The organism is Streptomyces sp. NPDC058576 (assembly GCF_042718715.1).
Taxonomy (GTDB): Bacteria; Actinomycetota; Actinomycetes; order Streptomycetales; family Streptomycetaceae; genus Streptomyces.
The window spans coordinates 64,484-91,475 of sequence record NZ_JBHXPF010000024.1 but is presented as its reverse complement, the minus strand read 5'-3'; the positions used below and the strand labels follow the sequence as shown (position 1 = coordinate 91,475).

Genomic DNA, 26,992 nt, shown 5'->3' with positions numbered 1-26,992 from the left:
TCGACAGGGAGGGGTATTTGCGGGTTAGCTTGGCCCGGCCCGCTCTCCGGCCGCGTGCCGTGGGTCCGAACGCGACGGGGAGGGACCTCCCATGCTCTGCACGAGGCTGACGAACGCGCGCGTCCTCACGATGGACCCCCGCCACCCCGTCGCCCACGACCTGGGCATCTGGCGGGGGCGGATCGTCGGCGTGGACGAGGCCGTGACCTCCCTGCCCGCGCGCGAGGTCGTCGACCTGGACGGGGCGACCGTGCTGCCCGGCTTCATCGACAGCCATGTCCACCTGGCCTGGGCCGGGTTGAAGGCCGGCACGCCGAGCGACGCCCCCTGTGAGCGGGTCGAGGACATCCTCGCCGTGGTGGACGCGGCGGCCCGGCGGCCCGCTCCGCCCGGCGCCTGGGTGGACGTCGCCGGGTACGACCAGCGGGCCCTGGGCCGGCATCTGACCGCCGCCGACCTGGACCGGGTCAGCCACGGCCGCAAGGTCTTCCTGATGCACGACTCCGGGCACGCCTGCGTCGTCAACACCGCGGTCCTGGACCTGCTCCCGGACGGAACCCCGCACGAGGACGGGTTTCTCGCCGAGAGCGCCATGACCGCCGCCCGCCGACTGCGGCTGCCCTACTCCCAGCAGGAGCTGGCCGACGCGATCGAGCTGGCCGCCCGCACCTGCCTGGACGAGGGCATCACCGCTTGCGCGGAGGCGGGCGTCGGCGGCGGACTCCTCGGCCACAGCCCCGTCGAACTGGGCGCCTACCAACTGCTCCGGGACCGCGGCCGACTGCCCCTGCGAGTCCAGCTCATGGCCTCCGGCGACACCCTCCGCCCCCGCGCGACGCACACCGACGACGGGTTCACCCAGGCCCTGGACCTCGGCCTGCGCACCGGATTCGGCGACGACTGGCTGTCTCTCGGCGCGCTCAAGATCTACACCGACGGCGGGATGATGGCGCGTACGGCGGCGCTCACCTCCCCGTACGAGGGCACGGCCGACAACGTCGGCCGCTTGCAGGACGACCCGGAGCGCCTCAGCGCCCTCATCGTCGACGGCCACCTCGCCGGCTGGCAGCTCGCCGTCCACGCCATCGGCGACCGCGCCGCCGACCTCGCCCTGGACGCCCTGGAGCGGGCCCAGAAGCTGCTGCCCCGTCCGGACGCGCGCCACCGCGTCGAGCACGCCGGGCTGATCCGGCCCGACCAGCTGCCCCGCTTCGCCGAGCTCGGCGTGAGCGCGGTGGTCCAGCCCACGTTCCTCTACTCCTTCGGCGACGACTACGCGACCGTGATGGGGGAGGAGCGGGCCGGCTGGATGTACCGGGGCCGGGGATTCCTGGACCACGGGGTCACCCTCGTCGGCAGCTCCGACCGCCCCGTCACGGACGGCGCACCGCTGCGGGCCATCCAGTTCATGGTCGAACGCGCCTCCGCGTCGGGCCGCCTCGTCGGCCCGGACGAGGCCGTCACCGTCGACGAGGCGCTGCGGGCCTACACGGTCGCCGGCGCCCACGCCTGCCGCTGGGAGGGCGCGGCGGGCGTCCTCTCTCCGGGGAAACGGGCCGATCTGGTGGTGCTGGGCGACGACCCGCACCGCGTGGACCCCTCCCGGATCGGCGACATCGACATCGTCCGGACCTTCGTGGACGGCCGGGACGCCCGCGCCGGGCGGTGACGCTACGCTCGACGCCATGCGTACGGAGAAGCCGGGGAGCGGGACGGGTGCCGCGTGGGTGACCGTCGTGTCGTACGAGAACCTGCCGGGCGGCCCGCGGCCCCCGGCGGCCCTCCGCGCTTGACTGCGTGACCGCGGCATCGACTGGATGCCCTTCGCCGGGGAGCTGATCCGCTGCGACCTCGCCTGCGGCATCGGCGCGGACGGGCACGGGCGCGGCTGGTACGCCGTCCGGGTCGACGCCGCCGCGCTGCGCGCCCTCGGCCTGCACCCCGAGCAGCCCACCGCCGTGATCACCGGCCCCTCTCCGCCCCGCTGGTGGCACGCCGCCGCCGAGCGCAACGCCGAACGGGACCCGGGGGGCTGACGGCCCCTCCGGCCGTCGGGGCTGCCAACTCCCCTCGCGCCGGGTCTTTTTGCGGGGCGCCGACCGGTTCGCCGGTGTCCTCCCGCAGGCGGGTGGCAGAACAATACGTCGCCCTTTTCGTGTTATTTAGGGTGAATGTGGACATTGGCCCGTAGGTTGGGGAGAAACGCCACCCGAGTGGCGTCCTGTGTCCCCCCGGCCCACCACCGGCCGGGCCGGGCGGCCGCCGTTCCACCGGCCGTCCGGCATCCCGCGCCGCAGGTCACGAACGAGGAAAGGCAGGGCAGGTGAACGTGCTGGGGATCATCGCCTCCGGTGTGGCCGCGCTGTTCATCACGGTCGCACTCGCCAAGAGCGCCCGCCGCGTGGCGCTTCGCCCCCGCGTCCCGGACGAACCGGGCGGGCGGGCGCCACGCGCCGAAGCGCTGCGCAGGACAGGCGGTGCGACGGCCGTGCTCGGCGTCGGCACGGCGACCGGTGCGGCCCTCTGGCTCGGCGCGGCGGACGACGCGGCGGGCTCCGTCACGGGGCTGCTCGCGGGGGCCGGAATCGTGGCCGCCCTCGGTCTCGTCCACGACCTGAAGCCGTTGTGGGTCGCCCTGCGCCTCGCCGTACAGACGGCCGCCGCGGTCCTCGTGGTCTGCCTCTCCGGCCTTTCACCGGCGGCGGGCGTCCTGGCCGTGCTCTGGATCGTCCTCGTCACCAACGCGTTCGCCCTGCTCGACCAGGTCGACGGGGTGCTGACCGCGATCGGCGTGATCACCGCCGCCGGGCTGCTCGCGTGCGCCGCCGTCGGCGGGAGCCCCGCCCTCGCCCTGCTTCCGGCGGCCCTGGCGGCGGGCCTCGCGGGCTTCCTGCTCCACAACTGGCACCCCGCGCGCCTCCAGCTCGGCGCGTGCGGTGCGCAGTTCACCGGATTCGCGCTGGCGGCCTCCGGAGCGCTGCTCCAGGCGGCCGCCCCGTCGGGCCGCGCCGCGTGGGCCGCGCTCCCGGCTCTGGCCACGGTGGCCCTCGCCGACACCGCCCTGGTCCTGGTCTCCCGCCGCCGCGCGGCACGTTCCCCGCTGCGCGACACGGACGACCACATCGCGCACCGCCTGCGCCGGGTCCGTGTCACCGTGCCGGGCACGGCGGTCCTGATGGCTCTGTGGGCGGGGGTGCCCGTGGCCACCGGGACGCTGGTCCACGCGGAGCTGCTGCACCCCGCGTTCCTCCTCCTGCCGCTGGCGGGGACGGCGGCCGCCGTGTTCGCCCTGCTGAGGATTCCGGCGTACGGCCCGTCCCGCACAACCCCGTCCCGCACCTCCACGCCCCGTACAGCCGCGTCCCGCACGGCCCCGCCCCGTGCCTCCACCGCCCGGCGCACCGCGGCGCCCGCCACCGGCGCCGCGATTCCCGCCGCGGCCTCCGCACCGGCCGGCAGGGGGTCTGCCGCCGGGAAGGGCGCGCCCGCCGGCACCGCCAGGACCGCTGCGGGGCACCCCACCGTGCCGCCCCCGCCCACCGGTCGCCCCACGGCCGAAGCCGCCGGGGTCGCGGCAGAACGGGGCTGACGCCGCCCGGTCCGTGATCACCCCCGCAGCCGGCCGAGGGTGGCACGGGCCGCGGTGCGCGCGTACGGGGAGACCATCAGATACGGCGCCCACGGCCACGTGTGCCGCAGGCAGTACACCCACCACTGCCGCGGCGGCAGCTCCCGTACGGAGGTCACCCGGCGCAGCGCCTCCCGGACGCCGATCCCCGGCTCCCGGGAGCCGGGAGCGTCCGGCCCGCCCACGCACTCACCGGCATGCCCCGGGGCGACGAGCGCACTCACCCCGGCCCGCCGTGCGCGCCGGCCGTGGTCGTAGTCGCCCATCCGGTGGCGGAAGACCTTGTCGGGGTCCCCGACGGCGTCGTACACGGCACGGGGGACCAGGACCACCCGCCCGTCGTAGGTGTCGCAGCGCTCGGGCCGGTGCTCGCCGGGCTCGACGAGGATCAGGGACCTGCCCCGCCGTCCGGAGTACACCGTATCCCCGTACGCGTTCCGCACCGCGCCGACGACGACTGTGCCGGCCCCGGCCGCCGCCGATGTGCGCAGCAGCGTCGCGAGGGCGTCCCGGAACAGCTCGACGTCGTCGTCGAGCCACAGCTGATGCGTCCACGCGTGGCTCGGCCCGCCCGGCTCACCGCCGAGCGGGCCGCCGCCTCCGCCACCGCTGCGGCTGTTGCGGCTCGCGATGCGCAGCGCCTGGTTGCGGAGGACGTCCGCGCCCACCGACATGACCTCGACGGCCGGATGCCGCAGCCGGACCGCCTCCGGCGTACCGTCGGTGCTGCCGGTGTCCACGAGATGCACGCCCAGCGTCGTCCCGGCGGGCAGCCCGCGCTGCTCCTCCAGGGCGTGCAGCGCGGACAGCGTCCGCGCGCGGCGGTCGTGACTCGTCATCAGCACGGCCAGGTGGACGGAGTGCACAGCGGGCTCCTCAACTCCTGAATCTCATCATTCATGCATAAAATCTGACATTCCGCATAGGCTGGGTGAGTGAGCGCCGAACCAACGGCGAACCCGCTCGGGCCCGTGCGGGGCTCCGTCTCTCCGCGCCGATCCGGCCGTCCCGTGCCGGTGCTCGCTTTCCTGCCGGCCGTCCTGTGCGTGAGCACCGTCGCGCCGGCCGCGACCGTCCGGCCCACGGCCCCCGACTGACGGAACGTCTCCCACCGCCCGGCCGCCCTCCCCGCGACGTGGCCGCACCCCGAAACCCCGGGAGAGCCGGGAGGGGGGCGTGAGAGGCTACGTTCCCAGGGGCTCCCCACCGTGCGGACGGAGCCGGACGACCGCCGACAGATCAGGAACCCAGCGCCCATGACTCCTCCGAGCGACCTCGCACCGCACGGTGCTCCCGCCGCCGCACCGTCCCCGGGCGACGGGTCCCGACAGCGGGGCGAGGGTCGTCTGCTGGCCGTGAGCGACCTGCACGCGGCGGTGACCGACAACCGGCCCATCGTCGAGTCCCTGTATCCGACGTCCGACGCCGACTGGCTGATCGTGGCGGGCGATGTGGCGGAGCAGCCGAAGGACATCCGGTGGGCGCTCGCACTCCTCGCCGAACGCTTCGCCCACGTGATCTGGACCCCCGGCAACCACGAGCTGTGGACCGTGGCCAGAGACCCGGTCCAACTGCGCGGCCAGGCCCGCTACGACCACCTCGTCGAGCTCTGCCGGGAGCTCGGAGTGTCGACTCCGGAGGACCCCTTCCCGCTCTGGCCGGGCCCGGACGGACCGGTGGCCATCGCGCCGCTCTTCCTCCTGTACGACTACACCTTCCGCGCCCCGGGAACGCACACGAAGGAGGAGTCGCTCGCCGTCGCACACGAGTCGGGCATCGTCTGCAACGACGAATACCTCCTGCACCCGGACCCCTACCCGACCCGGGACGACTGGTGCCGGGCCCGGGTCGCCGAGACCGGACGCCGTCTCGCGGAGCACGACTCGCGGATACCGCTCGTCCTCGCCGGGCACTGGCCGCTCGTCCGAGAACCCACGTCGGTGATGTGGTACCCGGAGTTCGCACAGTGGTGCGGCACCGAACTGACCGCCGACTGGCACCGCCGCTTCAACGTCACCGCCGTCGTCTACGGCCACCTCCACATCCCCCGTACGACCTGGTACGACGGGGTGCGCTTCGAGGAGGTCTCCATCGGCTACCCCAGGGAGTGGCGCGAGCGGGGACATCCGCGCGGCCTGCTGCGGCAGATCCTCCCCTACGAGGGCGAACCCGCCCCAGCGGCCGGCACCGACGCGGAACCGTCCGCCCAGCGGCGCATCCCCGGAGGCTCCTCGTGATCGAGCGGCTGCTGACCGCCGACGTCTCCTGCGCGGCCACCCGCGCGGAGAGCGTCCCGGACGGAACCCTCTTCCCGGAGGAGGAGGCGCTGGTCGCCAAGAGCGTGGCCAAACGCAGGAACGACTTCGCGACGGCCCGCGCCTGCGCCCGGCGCGCCATGGCCGGACTCGGCCTGCCGCCCGTGCCCGTGCTCCACGGCCACCGGGGAAGACCCCTGTGGCCGGAGGGGATCGTCGGCAGCCTCACCCACTGCGCCGGGTACCGCGCGGCCGCGCTGGCCCGTGCGACGGACGTGCTGTCACTGGGCATCGACGCGGAGCCGCACGCCCCGCTCCCCGACGGCGTACGGGAGTTGGTGACCCTGCCGGCCGAACGTGAGCGGATCGGGCCGCAGATGCCGGAAGGCTCGGGCGCCATCCACTGGGACCGTCTCCTGTTCAGCGCCAAGGAGAGTGTCTTCAAGACCTGGTACCCGGTCACCGGCGTCGAACTGGACTTCACCGAGGCGGATCTGACGTTCCATCGGGCAGACGGCGTGGGTGACGTGGGCGGCCCGGTCGGCGGCGAAGGGCACCGGGGTCACCTCACCGCCGACGGGACCTTCACCGCCCGTCTGCTCCTCACCGACCCGGCCCTGCCGACGACGCTTCACGGGCGCTGGCGGATCGAGGACGACATCGTCGCCACGGCCGTGCTGGTCCGGCCCGACTGGCGTGCGGGCGCCGGTATGTGACGTTCAGCCGGCCGGGGGAGCGGTCAGGGGGCGTCCGAGCCCGACGTTCCACCGGCCGGAGCGCCCGCTGAGTCCGGTCAGCGTCAGCGGGGCGACGTCGAGCCGCCAGAACGCCTCCGTCGGCAGCCGCAGGCCGTGGACGACCGCCGCCCGGACGACGGCGGCCTCGGCCACCGCCAGGATGCTCGCGCCGGGTGCGTCCGGTCCGCCGAGGGAGTCCAGCCAGTCCCCGGCCCTCCCGACCAGGTCGCGCAGCGACTCGCCACCGTGCGGGGCCGCCGCGGGGTCGCCGAGCCAGGCGGCCACCTCCGCGGGTTCGGCGGCCGCCACCTCGTCGAGGCGGCGGCCGGCCCAGCGCGCCAGGTCCCAGCCGCCGAGGGCCGGTTCGGTCCGTGCCGCCCCCAGGCCGAGCGCCTCGGCGGTCTCGCGGCACCGGCCGGAGGGGCCGCTGAACGCGAGCCCGGCCGCCGGCACCGCGCCGGCGGCCGCCCGCGCGCTCTCCCGGCCGGACCGGTCGAGGGGGGAGTCGCCGTCGAAGCGCGCCTCCCGCAGCGCCGCGTTCATCGCCGGTGAGATCAACATCACCCGTACTGTCATGTCCCTGCCCTCAACCCTGCGTCCGGGGGACCGCAGCCCTGTCGCCCCAAGGAATCCGTGCTCCGTGACGCTGCACATTTGACCATGGCGGCGCCTGCGTACAGGCGGTATGGTCACGTCGACCATGACGAGGGTGTGACGGAAGTCCGGTTGAGAATCCGGCACGGTCGCGCCACTGTGAACCCGCCTTCGGGCGGGAAGTCAGACCCGGCACCTTCGTCTGAGGCACCACGACAGGGACGCGTGTTCCCACAGGAGGTACTGCCATGGCACAGTCCGCCGTTCCCGCAACGGGGACATCCGAGATCACCCCGATCTCGGCGAAGGCCCTCGCCCCGTGGGCGGTCTTCTTCGGCATTCTCATGCTCGTCCTGCTGTACTTCGTCGGCGCCGAACAGGGCGCCACCGCACTCATATCGGGCGAAGGCGTCCACGAGTGGGTTCACGACGGCCGCCACCTGCTCGGCTTCCCCTGCCACTGAGACACCTGCGAAACCAGGGGACCCGCAAGGGAATCATCCCCCAGGCAATCGGCGGACGCGGCAAGCAAGAGAAATCAGGAAACCATCGTGAACTCCATATCTGTCAGAGCCCTGCTCGTGCGCGGCATGCTCGCGGGCCTGATCGCGGGCGCCCTCGCGCTCGTGGTCGCCTACTTCCTCGGTGAGTCCCAGGTGGACGCGGCCATCGCCCTCGAAGAGGCCCGCAGCCACGACCACGGCGGCGGCGAGGAACTGGTCAGCCGCACCATGCAGGCCACCGGTGGACTCGCCACCGGCGTCCTGGTCTTCGGCGTCGCCGTGGGCGGGATCGCCGCCCTGGTGTTCTGTTACGCCCTGGGCCGCATCGGCGGCTTCGGCCCCCGGGCCACAGCGGCGCTGATCGCGGGCGCCGCGCTGCTCACGGTCTACGTCGTGCCGTTCCTCAAGTACCCGGCGAACCCGCCTGCCGTCGGCAACCCCGACACCATCGGCAAGCGCACCGCTCTGTTCTTCCTGATGGTCGCCCTCAGCGTGCTGCTGGCCGTCGCCGCCGTCATCATCGGCAAGCGGCTCGCCCCGCGTCTGGGCAACTGGAACGCGAGCATCGCGGCCGCCGCCGGCTTCGTCCTGCTGATCGGCCTCGCCTATGCCTTCCTGCCCTCCTTCGACGAGGTGGGCAAGGACTTCCCGGCCGGACTGCTGTGGGAGTTCCGGCTGTCGACGCTGGCGGTCCAGGCGACGCTGTGGAGCACCTTCGGCATCGTCTTCGGTCATCTCACCGAACGGCTTCTGACGCCCGGCGCACGTGCGGCGACGCCTCGCGCCATGAGTGCGGTGAGCTGAGCCCGTTCGCACCCGCACGCACTGACGCACCGGACACGCACGCGACAGCACCCGCCGGGAGGTATCCGGCGGGTGCTGCCGCGTGCGGGCGGGGCTGATGGCGGGTAGCGACGATGATGGGCATCGCCGCGATCTCGCAGGTGGCGGGGTGTCAGGGGGCGGGGGAGGAGGCGGCGTGATCGCGCAGGCCGTCCTCCGTGCGGCGTGCCGCGTTCCCGACGATCCGTTCGAGGTCCTCCCGCACCTCGCGTTCCGTGCTCCCGTGCGGTGCGTACGCGGAGACCGTGAGCACGAGGTCCCCGTTCCACAGAAGGAGGGTGCGGCCGGGACGGCCCCGGTCGTCGGCCGGTATCGCGTAGGCGGCGTCGTGCACCCTCTCGGGCCCGCGCCCGTGAGCGCGGTCGAGATCCTCCTTGACGCGGTAGGCGTGACGGGCGGGCTCGGGGTCCTCGTACACCGAGGCCGTGGTGCTGAGCTTCCAGAACTCTCCGTCCGCGGCCTTCAGGTCAGCGAGACAGCCGGTCTGCCGGTAGAGCGGCCGTGTGCCGTTCTCGCCGATGTCCTCCCGGGCGTCGGGGGAGGCGGAGTCGGTGGTGCTGCCGAGGCTGAAGCCCTCGGCGGGCGCCGCGCCCGCGAGGAGGTCGCACGGTCTGCCGGTCCAGCTGTGGGTACCCGGCGGGCGAGCGGTCTGCTCCGCCGCCTCCCCGCCCCGCCCGTCGTCGCTGCCGGAGCAGCCGGCCGAAGCCGCCACGGCCAGCCCGATGAGCGCGGCCGACGTCGCCCGGCGCAGCGCGGCCGACCGCACCCGAGGTGACGCGGCCGACCGCGCCGGGCGTAACGCGGCGCTCCTGGATCCGTGCATCTCCCACCCCTTCGTCCTGGAGATCGCATTGTCCGATGCTCGTACCGACGGGTAAAGGAGGCCGGGCCCGCACCGAGGGATGCGGGCCCGGCCGGTGATGTGCGGCGGCGGCTCAGGAGCGCGCGGCACCGGGGCCGAAGTCGCCGGTCAGGGCGGCGGCCATCCGCAGGTGCGGCGCCGCGTCGGCGTTCCGCCCCTGGCGCTCCAGGGTCCGGCCCAGCATGAGGTGCGCGTACGTCTCCACCGGGTCGAGCTCCAGCACCCTGCGCAGCTCCTCCTCGGCCTTTCCCAGCCGGGCGGAGTGGTAGTAGGAGCGGGCCAGCAGCAGCCGCGGCGCGACCTGCTCCGGCGCCTCCTCGACGAGTCCGCCCAGGATCCGCGCGGCCGTCAGGTACTCCTTGGCCTCGAAGAACATCTGCGCCCGGTCCCACCGGTCGGCGGCGGTGCCGAACTCGTAGTAGGTCTCGGTCTCGCTCACGTGCCCTCCTTCGTGTGGGCGGGCCGCTCCCGGACCGCCCCGCCGTACGTTCAGCCATGACAACACCGCACAATGGTTGAACATTCCACTAAAATTTTGGCGTGGGACCCGGTGCCTCACGCCCCCACGGGAATAGGTTGAGCGCCATGAGCAATCTCGATCGCCAGGCCGCGCCCTCCGTCTGCGGAGGCCGGGGGTTCGTCGTCGCCGAGCCCGTCCGTGAGCTTCTGGCCCCGCGCCGCGTTCAGTTGGGCGAGGGCACCGAGGTCCGCCGCCTGCTGCCCAACCTCGGCCGGCGCATGGTGGGCGCGTGGGCCTTCGTGGACCACTACGGGCCGGACGACATCGCCGACGAGCCGGGCATGCAGGTCCCGCCGCACCCGCACATGGGCCTCCAGACCGTCAGCTGGCTCCACGACGGGGAGGTGCTCCACCGGGACAGCCTCGGCAGTCTGCAGACGGTACGCCCCCGCGAGCTCGGCCTGATGACCTCGGGCCGCGCCATCAGCCACTCCGAGGAGAGCCCGAAGGGCCATGCCCGGCTCCTGCACGGGGCGCAGCTCTGGGTGGCCCTCCCGGAAGCCCACCGCAACATCGAGCCACACTTCCAGCACCACACGGACCTGCCCGTCGTCACCGCCCCCGGCCTGGCCGCCACCGTCATCCTCGGCGAACTGGACGGGGCGGCCTCGCCCGGCACCGCGTACACCCCGATCGTCGGCGCCGACGTGTCCCTGACCGGTGGCGCCGAGGCCCGCCTCCCCCTGAACCCCGACTTCGAGTACGCGGTCCTGTCCATGTCGGGCGAGGCCGAGGTCGACGGCGTACCCGTGCTCCCCGGCTCGATGCTCTACCTCGGCTGCGGCCGCACCGAACTCCCGCTGCGCGCCGCCTCCGACGCCGGGCTGATGCTCCTGGGCGGCGAGCCGTTCGAGGAGGAGCTCGTGATGTTCTGGAACTTCATCGCCCGATCCGGTGAGGAGATCGTACAGGCGCGAAAGGACTGGGAGGAGGGTTCCCGGTTCGGCGAGGTGCAGGGCTACGACGGCGCCCGGCTGTCCGCCCCGGAACTGCCCACGACCCCGCTGAAGGCGCGCGGGCGAGTGCGCTGACCTGGGGAAACCTAAAGACGGTCTGGCCGCTCCGCCGCTGGCGACGGCCATGGCGAAGCCCCGATCCGCATACTGCGGGGCACAGTGGTGTTTGACCCGGTGGTTCAGCCTGTCATGGCGAGGTTGTGCATGATGGCGACGGCCTGGACGGCGTGTGGGGCCGTCTCCTTTCTGGCGGCAGTTGCGGAGGATTTTCCCGTTTGCCGACCGAGGGCACGAGGACGGTTCTGCTGGCTTTGACGGCCTGCGCAGACGGTGCCGTCCGGGCCCGTTGCCACCACCAGGACCGCCGCCGGTAGCGGCCGATAGTCTGACCGGCATGAGTGACGGCATCGCGTGGATCGGCGCACACCACCACACCCCTTCATCGGCTTGCCCGGCATGCTCGGCGGTATCTCGCTGACCCTGGCCCGGGGCGTGGAGACCGACGAGTTCCTCATCAACCTGGGCGCCGGCCTCGACGAGCTGGCCGCGCGCACTCCGTGCAGGGAGCTGCGCGCACCGGCCGGGCAGCCGGGCCGGCCCTCCTCTCACCTCAACGTCGCCATGTACGGCACGTGCGGTGAGTGGACGTACGTGCTGGAGAACTGGGGTAGGGCGACCGGCTACCGGGGCAAGGCCGAGTCGATGCTTCCCTGCGAGGGTGAAGCGATCCTCTGCCTGACCGCCAACCGTTTCAGCGCTCCGGTGATCATCCATGCGCCCGATGCCTGCGCGTACCGGGTTGAGTTCGGCACCGACACTGGGCAGGGCTCGGCTCTGGATGCCGCCCTCACCGCCGCGGGCGCGGTGTTCCCGTCGATGCCTGAGGCCAGTGAGGCTGAAGTCGTCGCGTACTTCGAGGAGCATGGCGAGCGCCTGCCCGGGCTGGTGTTCACCGCCGTGGGCGCCTACACGGGCGTGGCCATCGACCGGGACGCCGTGGAGGCCGGTGACCTTCCCGGTGTCCTCATCGCTCCGGCCTGACCGTCTGCCGCGTACATGCGACCGGCCCCCACCTCGATCGCAGGGTGGGGGCCGATGCCGTTGAGGCCAGGGGTGTTACTCCGCGGCCAGCTTGCAGATCACCGGCTGACCGCCGCCGATGCCGTACGTGCAGGTGCCGGCGTCATCCATCCGTGTGTCCAGCCAGTACGCGTCCTTGTCCATGATCCGCATGTCCCGCATGAACGTCGCGAGTGGTTGCCCATGGATTCCTGGTTGTGCATGCCGGAGATGGCCGATCGGCCGCACACCTCGCTGAACGTGGGGTCGGTGCCGTTCAGGGAGAACAGGTGGACCATGCTGCCGTGCTTCTAGGCGTAGGTGCCGATACACGCTGCACCCGTCGGGGTGGTCCCGCCCGGGAGCAGGGCGGGGTTCAGGCCGCCCTCGGCGGATGACATGCCGCCGCTGTTGTAGGTGGAGGCGAACGCGAACTCGTCACAGTTCAGCGTGTCGGCCGCGTCCACCAGGGCGGAGGCGTCCCCGTTCGCCGCGGCCCACCCGGTGGGGCAGATCGCCCCGCCCGGCGCGATCGCCGCGGCGCCCGTGCATGAACCAAGCCCTGCCCGGCACGGTCGGTCACCTGCCCTGCCGGGCAGGGCAGGGCGGACCCTTCGTGCGCAGGGCGGTCACGCGGGCATGACCGGCAGCTGGAGGTACGAGGCCCGGTCGCCTCCGGTGTGGACGATGTGGCGACCGCCGTGGGGCGTGGTGTATTCGCGGTTTCCGGGCATCATCGTGCCCAGAAGTGACCGGCTGCTGACGACGAGGCGCAGCTGCTCGCCCGGGCGGAAGGTGAGTCCGACTGGGAGCAGGTCGATCTCGACGTCCACGATCTCGCCGGGGGAGAGCTTCTCGACTCGGTCGAAGCTGTGGGCGGGGACGTCCTCGGTCGACAGCTTCTCGTCCAAGTGGCGCATCGAGACGCGCAGCCGTCCGTCCGCCCCTTTGTAGCGCAGGATCGAGGCTCCGTGCTCGGTGACGTCGTGCACCCGCGCGTTGTGGTTGGGCACGGTGAACGCCTGGAGCGGCGTGCCGTACGCGTCGAGCTTCTGGATGAGGAGGAACAGGTCCATGTCGTCCGCGCCCTCCGCCTCGACCCACAGATGCGCCTTCGGGTAACCGACCAGCACGGTCTTCTGGTCGAAGCGCGTCACGAACGACACCTGGCCCGGGTTGGCGCCCACGGCATAGTCCGCCGTCGCCCCGACGGCGGGCCCTGCCGTGGCCATGCCCCGCGAGAGCCCGTCGAGGTAATACTTCACCGGGGTGACGTCCGCCGGCGGGAACTGGTCCGCCGGTACGTTCACCTCGTCGCCGCCCTGGAGGTCGAGGAGGGAGTAGCGCACGCGGGGCGTCTGCTCCCATCCGTTGTCCTCGTCCTTGAGGAAGCGGTCGAAGAACCGGCGCAGGTCCTCCGTGTTCTCCGCGTCGTAGTAGTCGGGCCATTCCTGACTGTTGTGGACACGCAGCCACTTGTCCTCGGACGCCATCCGGCGCCAGGCACGGAAGGTGCCCGCGGTGTGCAAGGTGTTGGAGTAACTGGCGACGACATAGGCGGGCACGTCGATCTTCTCGAACTGCGGGATCTTGTTCTCCCACAGCTCGTTCATCAGGGGGCACTGCTCGGCTTCGGCGAGGATGTCCTCCCGCCGGCCCTTGCCCCGGAAACTGTTGTTCTGGAGCTGCTCGGCGAACCCGGTGTCCGGCAGGCCGCCGCGCATCACCAGGTCACGGTAGACGTCGCTCACGCCCTCCCACGGGTTGATCGCCGCCAGGTGCGGGGGCTGCTCGGCCGCGGTGAACCACTGGGAGACCGCGAGATAGGACGTGCCGCTCATGCCTACCTTGCCGGTACACCAGTCCTGGACACCCAGCCACTCGATCAGGTCGTAGCAGTCCCGGCCCTCCTGCCGGTCCCACAGGACACTGTCGCCCTCCGAGTCGACGACGCCCCGGATGTCGGGGTTGCAGATCGCGTAGCCCTGCGCGCACCAGTACGCCGGGTCCGGTCCCTCGAACTTCGCCAGGCCCGAGACGACCCCGTTGTCCAGCCCGACCATGCCGAAGATGCCCATCACGCTGGCGGAGGTCCCCTGGCCCTTGCCGTACGGGCTCCACGCCACGATGACCGGCACCCGCTCGGCCCCGGCGGGCCGGAAGAGGTCCACGTGGATCGTCACGCCATCACGAAGGGTGACCGCCACATCCTTCTCGAACACGATCTCCACGGGCAGCGGCTTGAACGGCGGGGCGATCTGGAAGCCCGCCGCCAGGGTCCGGGTGCCGGGCTCGAAGCCGCTCAGGATTCCGTACCGAGCGCCCTGCTCGAGGGGCTGGGAGGGCGTGAATACCTGGTGGATGTCACTCATGGTGAGCTCCTCGCATGTCTCCGTCCGCAGGCGGTTTCTGCCGACGAATCGAGCGTACGTCCGCGAATCCGATAACTCAACAGCTGTTGAGTTAGTGATCGGGCAGTAGTTTTGGGTCATGACCGCTCACACGAATCCGACCACCGCCCGTCGCGGACGGCGACCGGGGCCGAACTCGACGCGGCAGGCAATCCTCGCCGCGGCCCGCGCCCGATTCGCGACCGACGGCTTCACCGCGACCACGATCCGGCGGGTCGCGGCCGACGCCGGGGTGGACGCGTCGCTGGTGATGCAGTTCTTCCGCTCCAAGAACGAGTTGTTCGCCGCCGTCATGTCCGTTCCCGCGGACGCGCTGACACGCTTCAGCGCCGCGTTCGAGGGCGAGGAGAACGGCCTGGGGGAACGCGTCGTCCGCGCCTTCTTCGACGTGTGGGAGAAGGATGTACGGAGCTCGGAGCCGCTCATGGCGATGCTCCGCGGAGCCATCGCCAACGACGGGGCGAACGGCCAACTCCGCGAGTTCCTCCAAGAACGACTCCTCGTGGACGCTCTCGCGTCGCGCTCCCCGGACGACGACGTGACGCTCCGGGTCGGGATCGTGTCGTCGATGCTCGTCGGGCTCGTGGTGGGACGGGGCGTTGTCGGCGTTCCCACTCTCAGCGAGGCGGAACGCGAAAGGCTGATCACGCTCGTCGGGCCTGCCGTGCAGAGCGTTCTGATCCCGGTACCGCGAGCCGATGGCGGCGAAGGGGCGGCTCGATGACGACCATCGACGGCCGCATCCAGACCGAAGGGAAGCCGCAGTTCGTCATCACGGTCCGGCACGGCGATGTGCCCGACCTGTCGGCGGCCCGCGACGCCCCCTAAGCGGAACCGCAGCTCCTCAGCACCGGACCCGAGGCGATGCTCACGGCGTTCCTCGACACGATCGTCGACGGCTGCGCGCCCGTCGTCCCCGGGCTGACGAACGACATCGACGAGGTCGAGGACAGCCTGTTCGGAACGGGAAACGCGGATCCCGCCCTGTCCGAGCGGATCTACCGGCTGCTCGCGCAGGCGATCGCACTCCAGCGATCCATCGGAGCGCTGCCGGACAGGGTGCGGGGCCTGCTGCGCGGTGCCGGCCGGTACGGGCTCCGCCCTCGCGGCTGATGCTGACGACAACGCGTCTTCCCGATCCGCTGCTTCGCGTCGGGCACCTGCTGATCGGCGTCGTGTTCGCAGGCAACTGGTCGGTGGACGAGCGGTATTGAGTGGTTGGAAAGTTTGATTGTTGATGGTTGCTGAGTGATTCCTTTCGAGTATGTTCCGTGTTACGTTCCCGGTGCCTCGGCTTCAACGTCCCTGCCTGGCACGAGGTTTGGGGCGTCCCCCGCTTCCTTGCGTTCCACCTCTCACCCAACCCCGCACGGATTCCCCGCACGCGGCCACACCTCTTCGCCACGCGACGCGCCGGAGTCCTGCGCCGTCCTGCCTGGAGGAGTTCGATGCGACGCGTCGTCGCTTGTCTGGTGGCTCTGCTGGTGATGGCCGGAGGTCCTCTCCTCACCGGAACCGCCTCCGCCGCCGTGGTGCCCAAGGCCCCGCCGCTGACCACCCCGTGGACCGATCAGGTGTCTACCACCCATCCCCTGCCGGAATACCCGAGACCGCAGATGACACGGCCGGACTGGCAGTCGCTCAACGGGGAATGGGAGTTCCTCAACCCGCCTGTCGACGGGTCGGGCAACGTCAACCGCAACGCGGCACCGCCCGTGGGCCAGACCCTGCCCGAGCGCATCCTCGTGCCCTACCCGGTGGAGTCGGCGCTCTCCGGCATCATGCGCAACGACAACCGTGACCTGATGTTCTACAAGCGGTCCTTCACCGTCCCCCAGAACTGGGCCGGACAGCGCGTCCAACTGCACTTCGGTGCCGTCGACTACGAAGCCACCGTCTGGGTCAACGGTGCCCAGGTCACCACACACAGGGGCGGCTACGACCGCTTCGAGGTCGACATCACGCCCCAGCTCAGGAGCGGGGCGAACGAGCTGATCGTGCGCGTCTACGACCCAACCGACGGGCGAGGCGAGAAGCAGCCGGTCGGCAAGCAGGTGAACGACCCCAGCGGCATCTTCTACACGCCGTCGTCCGGCATCTGGCAGACCGTCTGGCTGGAGCCCACCCCCGCCTCCTCCATCTACTCGGTCGACATCCGTCCCGACCTGGCGACCAACACGGCACGGGTCCGCGTCTTCACCCGCGGCAACGTCGGTAGCCACACCGTCCGGGCCGAAGCCCTGTCCGGCTCCCAGCTGGTCGGCCAGGCCACCGGGGCCTTCACCGAGTTCTCCGTACCGGTGCCCGACGCTCGCCGCTGGTCCCCCGACGACCCCTTCCTCTACGACCTGCGAGTGACCCTGCGCAATGCCTCCGGCGCCGCCGTTGACAGCGTCACCAGCTATTTCGGTATGCGCGAGATCGGCAAGAAGATGGTCAACGGGGTCATGCGCCCCACTCTGAACGGTGAATTCGTCTTCCAGATAGGCACCCTTGACCAGGGCTTCTGGCCGGACGGCCTGTACACGGCGCCTACCGACGCGGCCTTGGTCTCCGACCTCCAGAAGCACAAGGACCTCGGATTCAACATGGTGCGCAAGCACATCAAGGTTGAACCCGCGCGTTGGTACCACCACGCCGACCGGCTCGGACTGCTGGTGTGGCAGGACATACCCTCCACGCCGGCCTTCGACCAGAACCGCACGCCGGCGCAGGCCGCACAACTGGAGACCGAGGCACGCGAGATCATCGACGAGCACCGCTTCTCCCCGGCCGTCGTCTCCTATGTCCCGTTCAACGAGGGCTGGGGCGAGTGGGACCTGAACGCCACCAAGCGCATCACCACCGACCTGGAGAACTACGACCCCTCCCGGTTGATGAACGCGCACAGCGGCTACAACTGCTGTGTTTCCAAGGGCGACCCGGGCACCGGCGACATGATCGACTGGCACGTCTACACCGGACCCGACGCGCCACGCCCCTCGGACTCCCGCATCTCCGTCCTGGGCGAGTTCGGCGGCGTCGGCCTGCGCACCCCCGGCCACGAGTACAGCCCCAACGGTCAGTTCTTCGCGTACGAGCAGGTGTCCAGCCGGGAGCAGCTCAACGATCGCTACACCGGCATGGTCCGCGACGTACAACAGCTCATGACCACCAAGGGGCTGTCCGCCTACGTCTACACCGAGATCACCGACGTGGAGGGCGAGTACAACGGACTTCTCACCTACGACCGGCGTGTACAGAAGGTCGACACCAACCAACTGCGCGCGGCACACAGTGCCCTCATCGGCGCCTCGCGGAACCTCAACGCCAATCCGAGCCACACCCTCGGACATGTCCGGTCGTTCAAGGTGACCACGGCCGGCCACACCGACCGCTACCTCCGGCACACGAACTCGACGGCCCGCACCGATGTGCTGAGCGCGACCTCGGCCGACGGCGCCCGTCAGGACGCCTCCTACCGTACGGTCGCCGGTCTGGCCGACCCGCGCTGCTACTCGTTCGAATCGGTCAACCAACCCGGCCGCTACCTCCGGCACGCCGAGAGCCGGGTGCGCCTCGACGCGCCCACCGGCGGCTCCTTCGAGGCGGATGCCACGTGGTGCAGCCGACCCGGACTCGCCGCAGGTGGCACATCCTTCGAATCACTCAACTACCCCGGCAGCTACCTGCGGCACTATGCCGACGACGTCCACCTGGCCCGCAGTGGTGGCCCGAACGCCTGGGACACCCCCACCGGCTTCAACGCCGACGCGACCTGGAACACCGGCGAACCCGCTCTTTGGCGCAGTTCCGTGGTCCTGCCGACCGATGTGCGACGGTCACTGCGCGTGGCCACGTGGGGCCACACCAACCGCTACCTGCGGCATGCCGACAGCCTGGCCTACACCGAGATCGTCGACGCCGGCAGCGGCTCCACGCTCAAACAGGACGCGACGTACACCGTGCGGCGCGGGCTCGCCGACTCGTCCTGCTACTCCTTCGAGTCGGTCAATTTCCCCGGTCAGTTCCTGCGGCACGCCGACAGCCGGGTGCGTAACTCGCCGGGCGACAACTCGGCGCTGTTCCGCCAGGACGCCACGTTCTGCGCCCGTCCGGGGGTCGGCGGAACGGGTGTCACCTTCGAGTCGTTGAACATTCCCGGCTCCTACATCCGCCACTACGAGTCCGCGGTGCACCTTGCTTCCGGCGATGGCAGCGGCGGCTTCGATCGGCCGCAGACCCTCACCGCCGACAGCAGCTGGACTCTCGCAGCCCCGTGGGCACCCTGACCACTGAAGTCGCATGATTCGACCGGGCCGATAGCGCTGGTCGGGCCGCTGTGCCCGTTCCCCCAGGGGGCGGGCACAGCATCGTCTCCGGGGGAGGGCCCACCCCGGTCACGGTGTCGCTCGTGGCGGGGTGCGGGTGGGGGTGCGTCGCTTGCGGTGAACGCGTAGACGCATAGGGGGCTGCGTAGTCCTATCGGAATCGACCGCCTGGATCGGGACACCGGTGTCCTGAAACCGTCCTCCGAAGTCCCGGTAAGAACGCCGGGAACGGTTTCATCGGTACGCGTGTCTTCCCCCGGCGTCCGGTGTGTGCCACCTTCTCGTGTGGGAGCGCTCCCACCGCAAGGACGCTGCCGACGTTCGGGACGCCACCTTCTCCTCGAACCCTGCGACGGGTTTCCCGGCCCCGGCTGACCGCTGTACCGCCGACATGGCCGGAATGGGACACCTCGAAGGCGTGGCAGCCCGCGCCCGCACAGACCGTGCCGCATCAGCCGACCGAAGGACCCTCGTGAAACTCTTCTTACGACACCGATCCGCGGTGTCCGCCCTGGCCGTGGCCACGGCCTCAGTGATGGCGGCCGCCGCCCTCGTCGTACCCGGTAGCCTCTTCGCCCCGTCTGTCCCGGCCGCCGCGGCGGCCGAGGCTCACGTCGACAACCCGTTCGCCGGTGCGAGCGCGTACGTCAACCCGGACTATGCCAAGTTGGTGGACGGCACGATCGCCAAAACGGCCGACGCCACGCTCAAGGCGAAGATGCAGACGGTCAAGACCTACCCGACCGCCGTCTGGCTCGACCGGATCGCCGCCATCGAGGGCGGTGCGGCGAACGCGGGGCGCAAGAGCCTGCGCGACCACCTCGATCTCGCCCTCGCGCAGAAGAAGCCCGGGCAGCCGATCACCGCGAGCATCGTCGTCTACGACCTGCCGGGGCGCGACTGCGCAGCCCTCGCCTCGAACGGCGAACTGCCACTGACAGCGGAGGGACTCGCCCGGTACAAGAGCGAGTACATCGATCCGATAGCGGCGGCCTTCGCCGACCCGAAGTACGCGGAGATCCGGATCGCCACGGTGATCGAACCCGACGGGCTGCCCAACCTGGTGACCAACGTCGCCGGCGACCCGGAGTGCCAGGCGGCCAAGCAGAGCGGGATCCAGGTCGACGCCGTGCGCTACGCGCTCAACAAGCTGCGCGCCGTCCCGAACGTGTACACGTACATGGACTTCGCCCACTCCGGCTGGCTGGGCTGGGACGACAACCTCACCCAGACCGTGCGGCTCTACACCGACGTGGCCAAGGGGACGACCGCCGGGTTGTCGAGCGTGGACGGGCTGATCACCAACGTCTCCAACTACACCCCGGTCGCCGAGCCGTACATGACCGACCCGTCGAAGCAGGTGGGCGGGCAGCCGGTGAAGGGCGGCAAGTACTACGAGTGGAACGGGAACTTCGACGAGTCGGACTTCACCGCCGCCGTCCACAAGGAACTGGTGGCGCAGGGCTGGCCGGCCTCCACCGGGATGCTCGTCGACACCTCCCGCAACGGTTGGGGCGGCGCGGACCGTCCCGGCCGGGAGAGCACCAGCACCACGCTGGACACGTACGTCAGCGAGTCCAGGATCGACCGCAGGGCGCATCGCGGACTGTGGTGCAACACCTCCGGGGCAGGGCTCGGCGCGCCACCGCAGGCCGGCCCGCAGGGCTACCCGGCCTCGCACATCGACGCGTTCGTCTGGGTGAAGCCGCCGGGCGAGTCGGACGGGGCGAGCAAGGACATCCCGAACGACGAGGGCAAGCGGCAGGACCCGATGTGCGACCCCGACTTCTCGGCCCCCAACGCGGGCGGCGCGAAGACGGGTGCGCTGCCGGACGCCCCGCTGGCCGGGCACTGGTTCGACAAGCAGTTCGAGATGCTGGTGAAGAACGCCTATCCGGCTGTTCCCGCATCCGGTACCGGCGACACCGAGGCGCCCAGCGCGCCGACGGGACTGAAGAGCACCGGCAAGACCGCGACCAGCGTGTCGCTGTCCTGGACGGCGGCCACCGACAACACCGGGGTGAGCGGGTACGACGTCTACCGGGGCACCACCAAGGTCAACACGGCAGCCGTCGCCGGTACGGTCTTCACCGACTCCGGGCTGACGGCGAGCACCGCGTACAGCTACACCGTCCGGGCGCGTGACGCGGCGGGCAACACCTCACCGGCCTCCGCGGCGCTCGCCGTCACCACCGACCCGGGCGGCGGTGGCGGGGACAGCCAGGAGCCGACCGCACCCGCCGCCCTCACGGTGAGCGGGACCACGACCACCTCCGTGTCGCTGTCCTGGACGGCGGCCACCGACAACACCGGGGTGAGCGGGTACGACGTCTACCGAGGCACGACCAAGGTCAACAGCGCCCCCGTGACCGCGACTGTCTTCACCGACTCGGGGCTCACCGCCGACACCGCGTACAGCTACACGGTCCGCGCCCGTGACGCCGCGGGGAACGTCTCCGCCGCCTCATCCGCCGCCTCGGCGCGCACCAAGGCCGCGGCCACCGGCAGCGGGAAGGACTGGCTGCACACCTCGGGCAACCAGATCGTCGACGAGGACGGCAACAGGGTCTGGCTGACCGGGACGAACTGGTTCGGCTTCAACGCGACCGAGCGCGTCTTCCACGGCCTGTGGTCCGGCAACATCACCAGGATCACCAAGTCGATGGCCGACCGCGGCATCAACATCGTCCGGGTCCCGGTCTCCACCCAGTTGCTGCTGGAGTGGAAGAACGGCCAGGCCGCTGTCCCGAGTGGCGTGAACACCTACGCCAACCCCGAGCTCAAGGACCTGACGACCCTCCAGGTCTTCGGCCACTGGCTCGACCTGTGCGAGCAGTACGGCATCAAGGTGATGCTGGACGTGCACAGCGCCGAGGCCGACAATTCCGGCCACATCTACCCGGTGTGGTGGAAGGGCGCGATCACCTCCGAGTCGTTCTACGCCGGCTGGGAGTGGGTGACCAGCCGCTACAAGAACAACGACACCATCGTCGCCATGGACGTGAAGAACGAGCCGCACGGCAAGCAGTCCGAGTCACCGCGCGCCAAGTGGGACTCCTCGACCGACCAGGACAACTTCAAGTACGCCTGCGAAACGGCCGGCAAGCGCATCCTGGCCATCAATCCGAACGTCCTGGTGCTCTGCGAGGGCATCGAGATCTACCCGAAGGCCGGCAAGTCCTGGTCCTCCACGGCCGAGCTGGACTACCACTTCAACTGGTGGGGCGGAAATCTGCGCGGGGCGAAGGACCACCCTGTCGACCTGGGTGCGAACCAGGACCAGCTGGTCTATTCGCCGCATGATTACGGGCCGCTCGTCCACCCGCAGCCCTGGTTCCAGGGCGACTGGAACCGCCAGACCCTCGAACGGGACGTCTGGGACCCGAACTGGCTCTACCTGCACAAGGAGAACGTCTCCCCGCTGGTCATCGGCGAGTGGGGTGGCTTCCTGGACAACGGCCCGAACCAGAAGTGGATGACGGCGCTGCGCGACCTGATCGCCGAGAACAAGATCCACCAGACCTTCTGGTGCCTCAACCCCAACTCCGGTGACACCGGCGGCCTTCTGAACAACGACTGGGAGACGTGGGACGAGGCGAAGTACGCTCTGCTCAAGCCGGCCCTGTGGCAGAGCGGCGGCAAATTCGTCAGCCTCGACCACCAGGTCAGGCTCGGTGGCGCCGACAGCACCACGGGCATCAGCCTGGCCGACCTCTACGGCGGCGAGCCGCCGGCCGAGGACAAGCAGGCGCCGTCCGAGCCCGGCGGTCTGAAGTCCACTGCCAAGACCTCCACCAGCGTCACCCTGGCGTGGAGCGCGTCCACCGACAACGTGGGCGTCACCGGTTACAGCCTCTTCCGCAACGGCGTCCGGGTCGCCACTCCCTCGGGAACGACCTACACCGATACGGGGCTGAGCCCCGCCACGGCGTACAGCTACACCGTGCGGGCCCGGGACGAGGCGGGCAACCTGTCGGCCGCCTCGGCGGCCCTGGCGGTCACCACGGAGGCCGTCGGCGGCGGCAACGGCACCCTGCTCTCCCAGGGCAGGAACACCTGGGCCTCGTCCTCGGAGAACGGCGGCGTCACACCCGACAAGGCCGTCGACGACAACGGCACCACCCGTTGGGCCAGTTCCTTCCAGGACAACCAGTGGATCAACGTCGACCTCGGCTCCTCCAAGGCGCTCTCCCGGGTCGTCCTCACGTGGGAGGCGGCCTACGCCAGGGGCTACCGCGTTCAGGTCTCCGACGATCCGAACTTCGGTACCTGGAAGGATCTTTACTCCACCACGACCGGTGACGGCGGGGCGGACACCCTCGACGTCAACGGGTCCGGCCGGTACGTGCGCGTGCTCGGCCAGACGCGGGCGACGCCGTACGGCATCTCGCTGTACGAGTTCCAGGTGTACGGCCGCTGACCGATGGCCGAGGCCCCATGCCGCACCGTTCACGCTGTGCGGCACGGGGCCTCGTGCTGTCAGGATCGTGGCGCAGGCGGCGCGGTGCTGCCCCGCACCATGAGCTGGGTCGCCATCTCCAGCCGGAGGGTCTCCACGTGCTCCCCGTCGATCATCCGCAGCAGGGTGGTGGCCGCCATCGAGGCCATCTCCAGGAGCGGCTGTCGCACGGTCGTCAGGGCGGGATGCGTCCAGCGCGCCACCGGCAGGTCGTCGAAACCGACCACGCTCACGTCCTGGGGAATGGCGAACCCCCGGTCCCGGAGCACCTCGAACGCACCGAGCGCCTGGAGGTCGCTCGCCGCGAAGACCGCGGTCGGAGGCTCCTCGCCCCGGGCGGCGGTCCGGTCCAGGAGGCGTGCCGTCTCCTCCCGTCCGGAGCGGTCGTTGAACTCGCCGTACGACACCCAGCCTTCCGGCACGGCCAGTTCGGCCCGTTCCATCGCGGCGTGGAAGCCGTCGGCCCTGGCCCTGCTGCACAGCAGCTGCCGAGGACCGGCCAGATGGGCGATCCGGCTGTGGCCGAGGCCGATGAGGTGGTCACAGGCGCTCACGGCGCCGGCCCAGTTGGTCGCTCCGACCGTGGGTACCAGGGCGTCCACGCTGCCCACCGGGTCGACCAGCACGAACGGTATGTCCATGGCGACCAGCCGCTTGCGCTGCTGCGGGGTGAGTTCGGAGACGACGAGGATCGCGCCGTTGCTGCGGCGGGCGGCGAGCTGGTCCAGCCATTCCCGGGTGTTGGAGCTGCGGCCGTGCACCGCGGAGAGCACCATGCTCGCCCCGGCCCCGTCGAGCACCTCGTCGACGCCCCGGATGATCTCCACCGACCAGAGGCTGTCGAGCTCGTTGAGGACGAGGTCGACGACGCTGCCCCGGCGGCGGGCGGGCCGGCGCTGGTAGCCGAGGTCGTCCATGACCGACTCGACGCGCCCCTTCGTCTCGGCGGACACGTCGGAGCGACCGTTGAGGACCTTGGAGACGGTGGAGACGGAGACCCCGGCCACGGACGCGATGCTGCTGAGCGTGATCCTGCCGGTGGCGCCGGTGCTGTCCGCCGTCATGCTTGCCGTCCGTTTCGCCTCGTCGGTGCTCTGCTGCCGTCCCGGGAAGGGTAACGGCCGGGGGGCGGGCACCTGGATCACCCGCCGTCGGGCCGGTCGTCGCGGGACTGCCGGTATTCGGCCCAGGAGAAGGTGGTCGCTGAGCCCGCCCCTGTGAGGTCCTGGGCGCACAGTCCGATGAAGGCGCCGGTGAACCCCCATGAGGTGAAGTGGCCGGTGGCGGGGTCCCCCCGGGTGGCGCTCTCGTCGGAGAGCCGGGTGGTGTCCAGCCAGGGGCCGATCCGCTGCCACCCGCTGTGCACCCCTGGCCGCCAGAAGAACCGGGCTCGGGCGCCCCTGCCGGTCAGGCGCAGCTCGACGGGGCCGTCGCCGACGGGGACGGGTGCGCACGCTTCGGTGTAGTGGCCGTGGTCGCAGACACCGAGCCGCAGCACCCGGCCCAGCTCCTCGTCCCGGCTGAGGTGGAGGTAGTGCCAGAGCGTGGAGTTGTAGTAGTGCACGAGGCCGGACATCTGCAGCGGTGAGCGGGGGTCGGCGTGCAGCCGGGTCGCGAAGGTGAAGTCGGGGGACTGCTGGCGCCGGGCGACCAGACTCTGGCGGTGCGTCGAGCCGAGTGACTCGCCGCCGCGCAGCCGAAGCCGGCCGGGGTGGTCGGTGAGGCTCAGCCAGGAGGGGGCGGGGTGTCGGCGCAGGGTCGCCCAGGCCGGGCCGAGCTCGGGGCCGTCGAAGATGTCGCGCGCCGGCGCGGTGGGGACGGGCTCCGGTTCGAGGGCGGGGCCGACGACGACGGGCCGGGGGAGAGCCGCCCCGTCGGCCGGGACCGGCGGAACTCCGCCCAGGCGGGGCCAGCCCTCGTCCGTCCACTCGATGCGCTGGATGGCGGATTCGCGGCCCATGACGCAGGCGCCCAGAGGGCTGAGTGGGCGGGCCATGAGATGGGCCAGGAACCACTCGCCGGCGGGAGTGGCGACCAGGCTGCCGTGGCCGGTCTTCTGGAGTGGCAGGTCCTCGTGCCCGTGGGCGGTGAGCAGCGGGCCGGCGGGGTCGGCCTCGTACGGCCCGGTCAGTTCCCGGGAGCGGGCCACGGTGACGGCGTGCGCCCAGGAGGTGCCGCCCTCGGCGGTCAGCAGGTAGTACCAGCCGGCGCGGCGGTAGAGGTGCGGCCCCTCGGTGTGGGCGAGGGCGGTGCCGGTGAAGATGCGGTGGAGCGGCCCGGTGACGTGGCGGGTGGCGCGGTCCCACTCCTGGAGCAGGATGCCGCCGAAGGGGTGCCGGCCGGGTCGGTGGTCCCACTCCATCCACAGCGCCCAGCTGCGGCCGTCACCGTCGGGACCGTCGTCGTGGAAGAGGGACGGGTCGAAGCCGTGGGAGGGGAAGGGGACCGGGTCGGACCACGGGCCGGTGATCGCCGGAGCGGTGATCACATGGTTGCGGACGTCCTTGAAGGCCCCGGAGAGATTCGTGACGTCGCTGTAGACGAGGTGGAACAGGCCGTCGGTGTAGGAGAGGCAGGGTGCCCAGACCCCGCCGGAGTCAGGCCGCCCGGTCAGGTCGATGAGCCGTTCCTCGCGCAGCAGCCCGCCGAGCGGACGCCAGTGGACGAGATCGCGGGAGTGGTGGACGGCGACCCCGGGGAGCCATTCGAAGGTGGAGGTGGCGAGGTAGTAGTCGTCGCCGACCCGCAGGATCGACGGGTCGGGATGGAACCCGGGCAGTACGGGGTTGGTGATCGTCCCGTTCGCCGCGGCCCCAGGGGCCGACGTCCCGTCGGGCTTTCGTCGGGAGTGTTCCGGGTCGCGGAGGCGCTGCGCGGCGGTCATGGGTACTCCGTAGGTTGTCGGGTGGCCGGGGCCGGATCAGCCCTTGACCGCGCCGGCCATCACGCCGGAGACGATCCGGCGGGCCAGGACGGTGAAGACGACGAGGACGGGCAGAACCGAGACCACGACGCCGGCGAGCATCAGCGTGTAGTCGGTGTAGTAGCCGGCCGCGAGCTGGTTGAGCGCGATCTGTACGGTGCCGTTCTCCGGCGGCAGGGCGATCAGCGGCCAGAAGTAGTCGTTCCAGGCGAACATGAAGGTGAACATGCCGAGGACCGTGGCCGTGGTCCGTACGCCGGGGACGACCACGTGCCAGTAGGTGCGCAGGAGTCCCGCGCCGTCCATCCGGGCCGCCTCGATGAGTTCGTCGGGGATGTTCTCCTCGACGGCCTGGCGCATCCAGAAGACGCCGATGGCGGAGACCAGGGCGGGCACGATGAGCGCCGAGAGCTTTCCGTACAGGCCCATGTCCGTGACCAGCATGTACAGCGGGATGATGCCGAGCTGGGTGGGGACCATGACCGTGATGACCACGCACACCAGCAGGATGTTGCGGCCGGGGAAGCGGAGTTTGGCGAAGGCGAAACCGGCCAGTGAGGAGAGCAGCACGTTGCTGACGGCGGTGGTGGAGGCCACGATCAGCGAGTTGCCGAGGGCCTGCCAGAAGGCGGAGAGTTCGAAGACCCGCTGGATGTTCTCGATCAGGTGACCGCCGGGCACGAGGGGCGGGGTGGACCCGGCGAGCACGGAGTTGTCGTCGTGGGAGGCGACGACGACGCTCCAGTAGAGCGGGAAGACCGAGGCCGCGATGACTGCGGCGAGCAGTGCGTACGCGACGGAACCCGCCTGATCGTGACGCCGGGGCACCTTGCGCAGCACCGCCCGGCCGCGTCCGTCGCGGGCGCGTTGTCGTGCGGGCGGGACCCGGGTGGGTGTGCTGACAGCCATACGTATCTCCTGTTGACCCCGGT

Annotated in this window: 22 protein-coding genes and 1 pseudogene; 14 read left to right on the top strand and 9 right to left on the bottom strand. The window is 71.0% G+C overall.

Annotated features, from left to right (window positions below; translation table 11 throughout):
• The first annotated feature begins 91 nt into the window (after positions 1 to 91).
• From ACFWRV_RS18830 to ACFWRV_RS18820, 3 genes are all read left to right on the top strand, one after another.
• Positions 92 to 1,669, top strand: coding sequence for an amidohydrolase (locus ACFWRV_RS18830; protein ID WP_384335888.1), 1,578 nt, complete (start codon positions 92 to 94; stop codon positions 1,667 to 1,669).
• A gap of 148 nt (positions 1,670 to 1,817) precedes the next feature.
• Positions 1,818 to 2,036: a hypothetical protein gene (locus ACFWRV_RS18825; RefSeq protein WP_384335886.1), complete on the top strand. Its 219-nt coding sequence runs from the start codon at positions 1,818 to 1,820 to the stop codon at positions 2,034 to 2,036.
• A gap of 287 nt (positions 2,037 to 2,323) precedes the next feature.
• Entirely contained in the window at positions 2,324 to 3,589 is a 1,266-nt protein-coding gene (locus ACFWRV_RS18820; protein WP_384335884.1) for an undecaprenyl/decaprenyl-phosphate alpha-N-acetylglucosaminyl 1-phosphate transferase, read from the top strand.
• Between the two features lie 17 nt (positions 3,590 to 3,606).
• On the opposite strand, the gene ACFWRV_RS18815 is transcribed toward ACFWRV_RS18820, so the two are convergent.
• Entirely contained in the window at positions 3,607 to 4,494 is an 888-nt protein-coding gene (locus ACFWRV_RS18815) for a glycosyltransferase family 2 protein (RefSeq protein ID WP_384335882.1), read from the bottom strand.
• Between the two features lie 390 nt (positions 4,495 to 4,884).
• On the opposite strand from ACFWRV_RS18815, the gene ACFWRV_RS18810 reads away from it, so the two are divergent.
• Together ACFWRV_RS18810 and ACFWRV_RS18805 are read left to right on the top strand one after the other, a co-directional pair.
• A complete protein-coding gene (locus ACFWRV_RS18810; protein ID WP_384335880.1) occupies positions 4,885 to 5,865 on the top strand; it encodes a metallophosphoesterase family protein in 981 nt (326 codons plus the stop codon).
• Positions 5,862 to 6,599, top strand: coding sequence for a 4'-phosphopantetheinyl transferase (locus tag ACFWRV_RS18805; RefSeq protein ID WP_384335878.1), 738 nt, complete (start codon positions 5,862 to 5,864; stop codon positions 6,597 to 6,599). The genes ACFWRV_RS18810 and ACFWRV_RS18805 overlap by 4 nt, the downstream gene beginning before the upstream one ends.
• A 3-nt stretch (positions 6,600 to 6,602) precedes the next feature.
• On the opposite strand, the gene ACFWRV_RS18800 is transcribed toward ACFWRV_RS18805, so the two are convergent.
• Positions 6,603 to 7,196, bottom strand: coding sequence for a histidine phosphatase family protein (locus tag ACFWRV_RS18800; RefSeq protein WP_384335876.1), 594 nt, complete (start codon positions 7,194 to 7,196; stop codon positions 6,603 to 6,605).
• A 266-nt stretch (positions 7,197 to 7,462) separates the two neighbouring features.
• Between ACFWRV_RS18800 and ACFWRV_RS18795 the strand changes: the two genes are divergently transcribed.
• Together ACFWRV_RS18795 and ACFWRV_RS18790 are read left to right on the top strand one after the other, a co-directional pair.
• Entirely contained in the window at positions 7,463 to 7,678 is a 216-nt protein-coding gene (locus tag ACFWRV_RS18795; RefSeq protein WP_384335874.1) for a CbtB domain-containing protein, read from the top strand.
• An 87-nt stretch (positions 7,679 to 7,765) separates the two neighbouring features.
• Positions 7,766 to 8,521 (top strand): CbtA family protein, encoded by a 756-nt coding sequence (locus ACFWRV_RS18790; RefSeq protein WP_384335871.1) that lies wholly within the window; start codon positions 7,766 to 7,768, stop codon positions 8,519 to 8,521.
• A gap of 151 nt (positions 8,522 to 8,672) precedes the next feature.
• Here ACFWRV_RS18790 and ACFWRV_RS18785 read toward each other — a convergent pair whose 3' ends face one another.
• Both ACFWRV_RS18785 and ACFWRV_RS18780 read right to left on the bottom strand, forming a co-directional pair.
• Complete coding sequence (locus ACFWRV_RS18785) at positions 8,673 to 9,383, bottom strand: hypothetical protein (protein WP_384335868.1); 711 nt, start codon at positions 9,381 to 9,383, stop codon at positions 8,673 to 8,675.
• Between the two features lie 112 nt (positions 9,384 to 9,495).
• A complete protein-coding gene (locus ACFWRV_RS18780) occupies positions 9,496 to 9,861 on the bottom strand; it encodes a tetratricopeptide repeat protein (RefSeq protein ID WP_384335865.1) in 366 nt (121 codons plus the stop codon).
• Positions 9,862 to 10,007: 146 nt separating this feature from the next.
• Between ACFWRV_RS18780 and ACFWRV_RS18775 the strand changes: the two genes are divergently transcribed.
• Positions 10,008 to 10,973 (top strand): pirin family protein, encoded by a 966-nt coding sequence (locus ACFWRV_RS18775; protein WP_384335862.1) that lies wholly within the window; start codon positions 10,008 to 10,010, stop codon positions 10,971 to 10,973.
• A 372-nt stretch (positions 10,974 to 11,345) separates the two neighbouring features.
• On the top strand, positions 11,346 to 11,939 hold the full coding sequence (locus ACFWRV_RS18770; RefSeq protein WP_384335859.1) for a hypothetical protein: 594 nt from the start codon (positions 11,346 to 11,348) through the stop codon (positions 11,937 to 11,939).
• Between the two features lie 329 nt (positions 11,940 to 12,268).
• Here ACFWRV_RS18770 and ACFWRV_RS18765 read toward each other — a convergent pair whose 3' ends face one another.
• Together ACFWRV_RS18765 and ACFWRV_RS18760 are read right to left on the bottom strand one after the other, a co-directional pair.
• Positions 12,269 to 12,424, bottom strand: a complete 156-nt coding sequence (locus ACFWRV_RS18765) for a hypothetical protein (protein WP_384335856.1) — start codon at positions 12,422 to 12,424, stop codon at positions 12,269 to 12,271.
• A gap of 162 nt (positions 12,425 to 12,586) precedes the next feature.
• On the bottom strand, positions 12,587 to 14,329 hold the full coding sequence (locus ACFWRV_RS18760; RefSeq protein WP_384335853.1) for a CocE/NonD family hydrolase: 1,743 nt from the start codon (positions 14,327 to 14,329) through the stop codon (positions 12,587 to 12,589).
• Between the two features lie 118 nt (positions 14,330 to 14,447).
• On the opposite strand from ACFWRV_RS18760, the gene ACFWRV_RS18755 reads away from it, so the two are divergent.
• The 5 genes and pseudogenes from ACFWRV_RS18755 (at position 14,448) to ACFWRV_RS18735 (ending at position 23,098) form a co-directional block, all read left to right on the top strand.
• Positions 14,448 to 15,092 carry a TetR family transcriptional regulator gene (locus tag ACFWRV_RS18755; RefSeq protein ID WP_384335850.1) on the top strand — a complete coding sequence of 215 codons (645 nt, stop codon included), beginning with the start codon at positions 14,448 to 14,450 and terminating at the stop codon, positions 15,090 to 15,092.
• Between the two features lie 140 nt (positions 15,093 to 15,232).
• Positions 15,233 to 15,481, top strand: coding sequence for a hypothetical protein (locus ACFWRV_RS18750; RefSeq protein ID WP_384335847.1), 249 nt, complete (start codon positions 15,233 to 15,235; stop codon positions 15,479 to 15,481).
• A gap of 335 nt (positions 15,482 to 15,816) precedes the next feature.
• A pseudogene (locus ACFWRV_RS18745) lies at positions 15,817 to 18,144 on the top strand (AbfB domain-containing protein); the annotation flags it as partial.
• 18 nt (positions 18,145 to 18,162) lie between these two features.
• Positions 18,163 to 18,639 (top strand): AbfB domain-containing protein, encoded by a 477-nt coding sequence (locus tag ACFWRV_RS18740; RefSeq protein ID WP_384335902.1) that lies wholly within the window; start codon positions 18,163 to 18,165, stop codon positions 18,637 to 18,639.
• 541 nt (positions 18,640 to 19,180) lie between these two features.
• The gene (locus ACFWRV_RS18735) at positions 19,181 to 23,098 is read left to right on the top strand and encodes a glycoside hydrolase family 6 protein (protein ID WP_384335844.1); all 3,918 of its coding nucleotides are present in this window, start codon (positions 19,181 to 19,183) and stop codon (positions 23,096 to 23,098) included.
• Between the two features lie 59 nt (positions 23,099 to 23,157).
• Here the strand turns inward: ACFWRV_RS18735 and ACFWRV_RS18730 are convergent, their stop codons facing one another.
• The 3 genes from ACFWRV_RS18730 to ACFWRV_RS18720 form a co-directional block, all read right to left on the bottom strand.
• Complete coding sequence (locus ACFWRV_RS18730) at positions 23,158 to 24,201, bottom strand: LacI family DNA-binding transcriptional regulator (RefSeq protein ID WP_384335841.1); 1,044 nt, start codon at positions 24,199 to 24,201, stop codon at positions 23,158 to 23,160.
• 77 nt (positions 24,202 to 24,278) lie between these two features.
• Positions 24,279 to 26,021, bottom strand: a complete 1,743-nt coding sequence (locus ACFWRV_RS18725; RefSeq protein ID WP_384335838.1) for a glycoside hydrolase family 43 protein — start codon at positions 26,019 to 26,021, stop codon at positions 24,279 to 24,281.
• 36 nt (positions 26,022 to 26,057) lie between these two features.
• Positions 26,058 to 26,969, bottom strand: coding sequence for a carbohydrate ABC transporter permease (locus tag ACFWRV_RS18720; protein ID WP_384335835.1), 912 nt, complete (start codon positions 26,967 to 26,969; stop codon positions 26,058 to 26,060).
• Positions 26,970 to 26,992: the final 23 nt, after the last annotated feature.

Coding starts and splice junctions, on each gene's coding strand:
- ACFWRV_RS18750 (WP_384335847.1), top strand. CDS start 15,233: ATGCTCACGGCGTTCCTCGACACGATCGTCGACGGCTGCGCGCCCGTC.
- ACFWRV_RS18825 (WP_384335886.1), top strand. CDS start 1,818: ATGCCCTTCGCCGGGGAGCTGATCCGCTGCGACCTCGCCTGCGGCATC.
- ACFWRV_RS18810 (WP_384335880.1), top strand. CDS start 4,885: ATGACTCCTCCGAGCGACCTCGCACCGCACGGTGCTCCCGCCGCCGCA.
- ACFWRV_RS18760 (WP_384335853.1), bottom strand. CDS start 14,329: ATGAGTGACATCCACCAGGTATTCACGCCCTCCCAGCCCCTCGAGCAG.
- ACFWRV_RS18755 (WP_384335850.1), top strand. CDS start 14,448: ATGACCGCTCACACGAATCCGACCACCGCCCGTCGCGGACGGCGACCG.
- ACFWRV_RS18795 (WP_384335874.1), top strand. CDS start 7,463: ATGGCACAGTCCGCCGTTCCCGCAACGGGGACATCCGAGATCACCCCG.
- ACFWRV_RS18830 (WP_384335888.1), top strand. CDS start 92: ATGCTCTGCACGAGGCTGACGAACGCGCGCGTCCTCACGATGGACCCC.
- ACFWRV_RS18725 (WP_384335838.1), bottom strand. CDS start 26,021: ATGACCGCCGCGCAGCGCCTCCGCGACCCGGAACACTCCCGACGAAAG.
- ACFWRV_RS18800 (WP_384335876.1), bottom strand. CDS start 7,196: ATGACAGTACGGGTGATGTTGATCTCACCGGCGATGAACGCGGCGCTG.
- ACFWRV_RS18785 (WP_384335868.1), bottom strand. CDS start 9,383: ATGCACGGATCCAGGAGCGCCGCGTTACGCCCGGCGCGGTCGGCCGCG.
- ACFWRV_RS18730 (WP_384335841.1), bottom strand. CDS start 24,201: ATGACGGCGGACAGCACCGGCGCCACCGGCAGGATCACGCTCAGCAGC.
- ACFWRV_RS18775 (WP_384335862.1), top strand. CDS start 10,008: ATGAGCAATCTCGATCGCCAGGCCGCGCCCTCCGTCTGCGGAGGCCGG.
- ACFWRV_RS18720 (WP_384335835.1), bottom strand. CDS start 26,969: ATGGCTGTCAGCACACCCACCCGGGTCCCGCCCGCACGACAACGCGCC.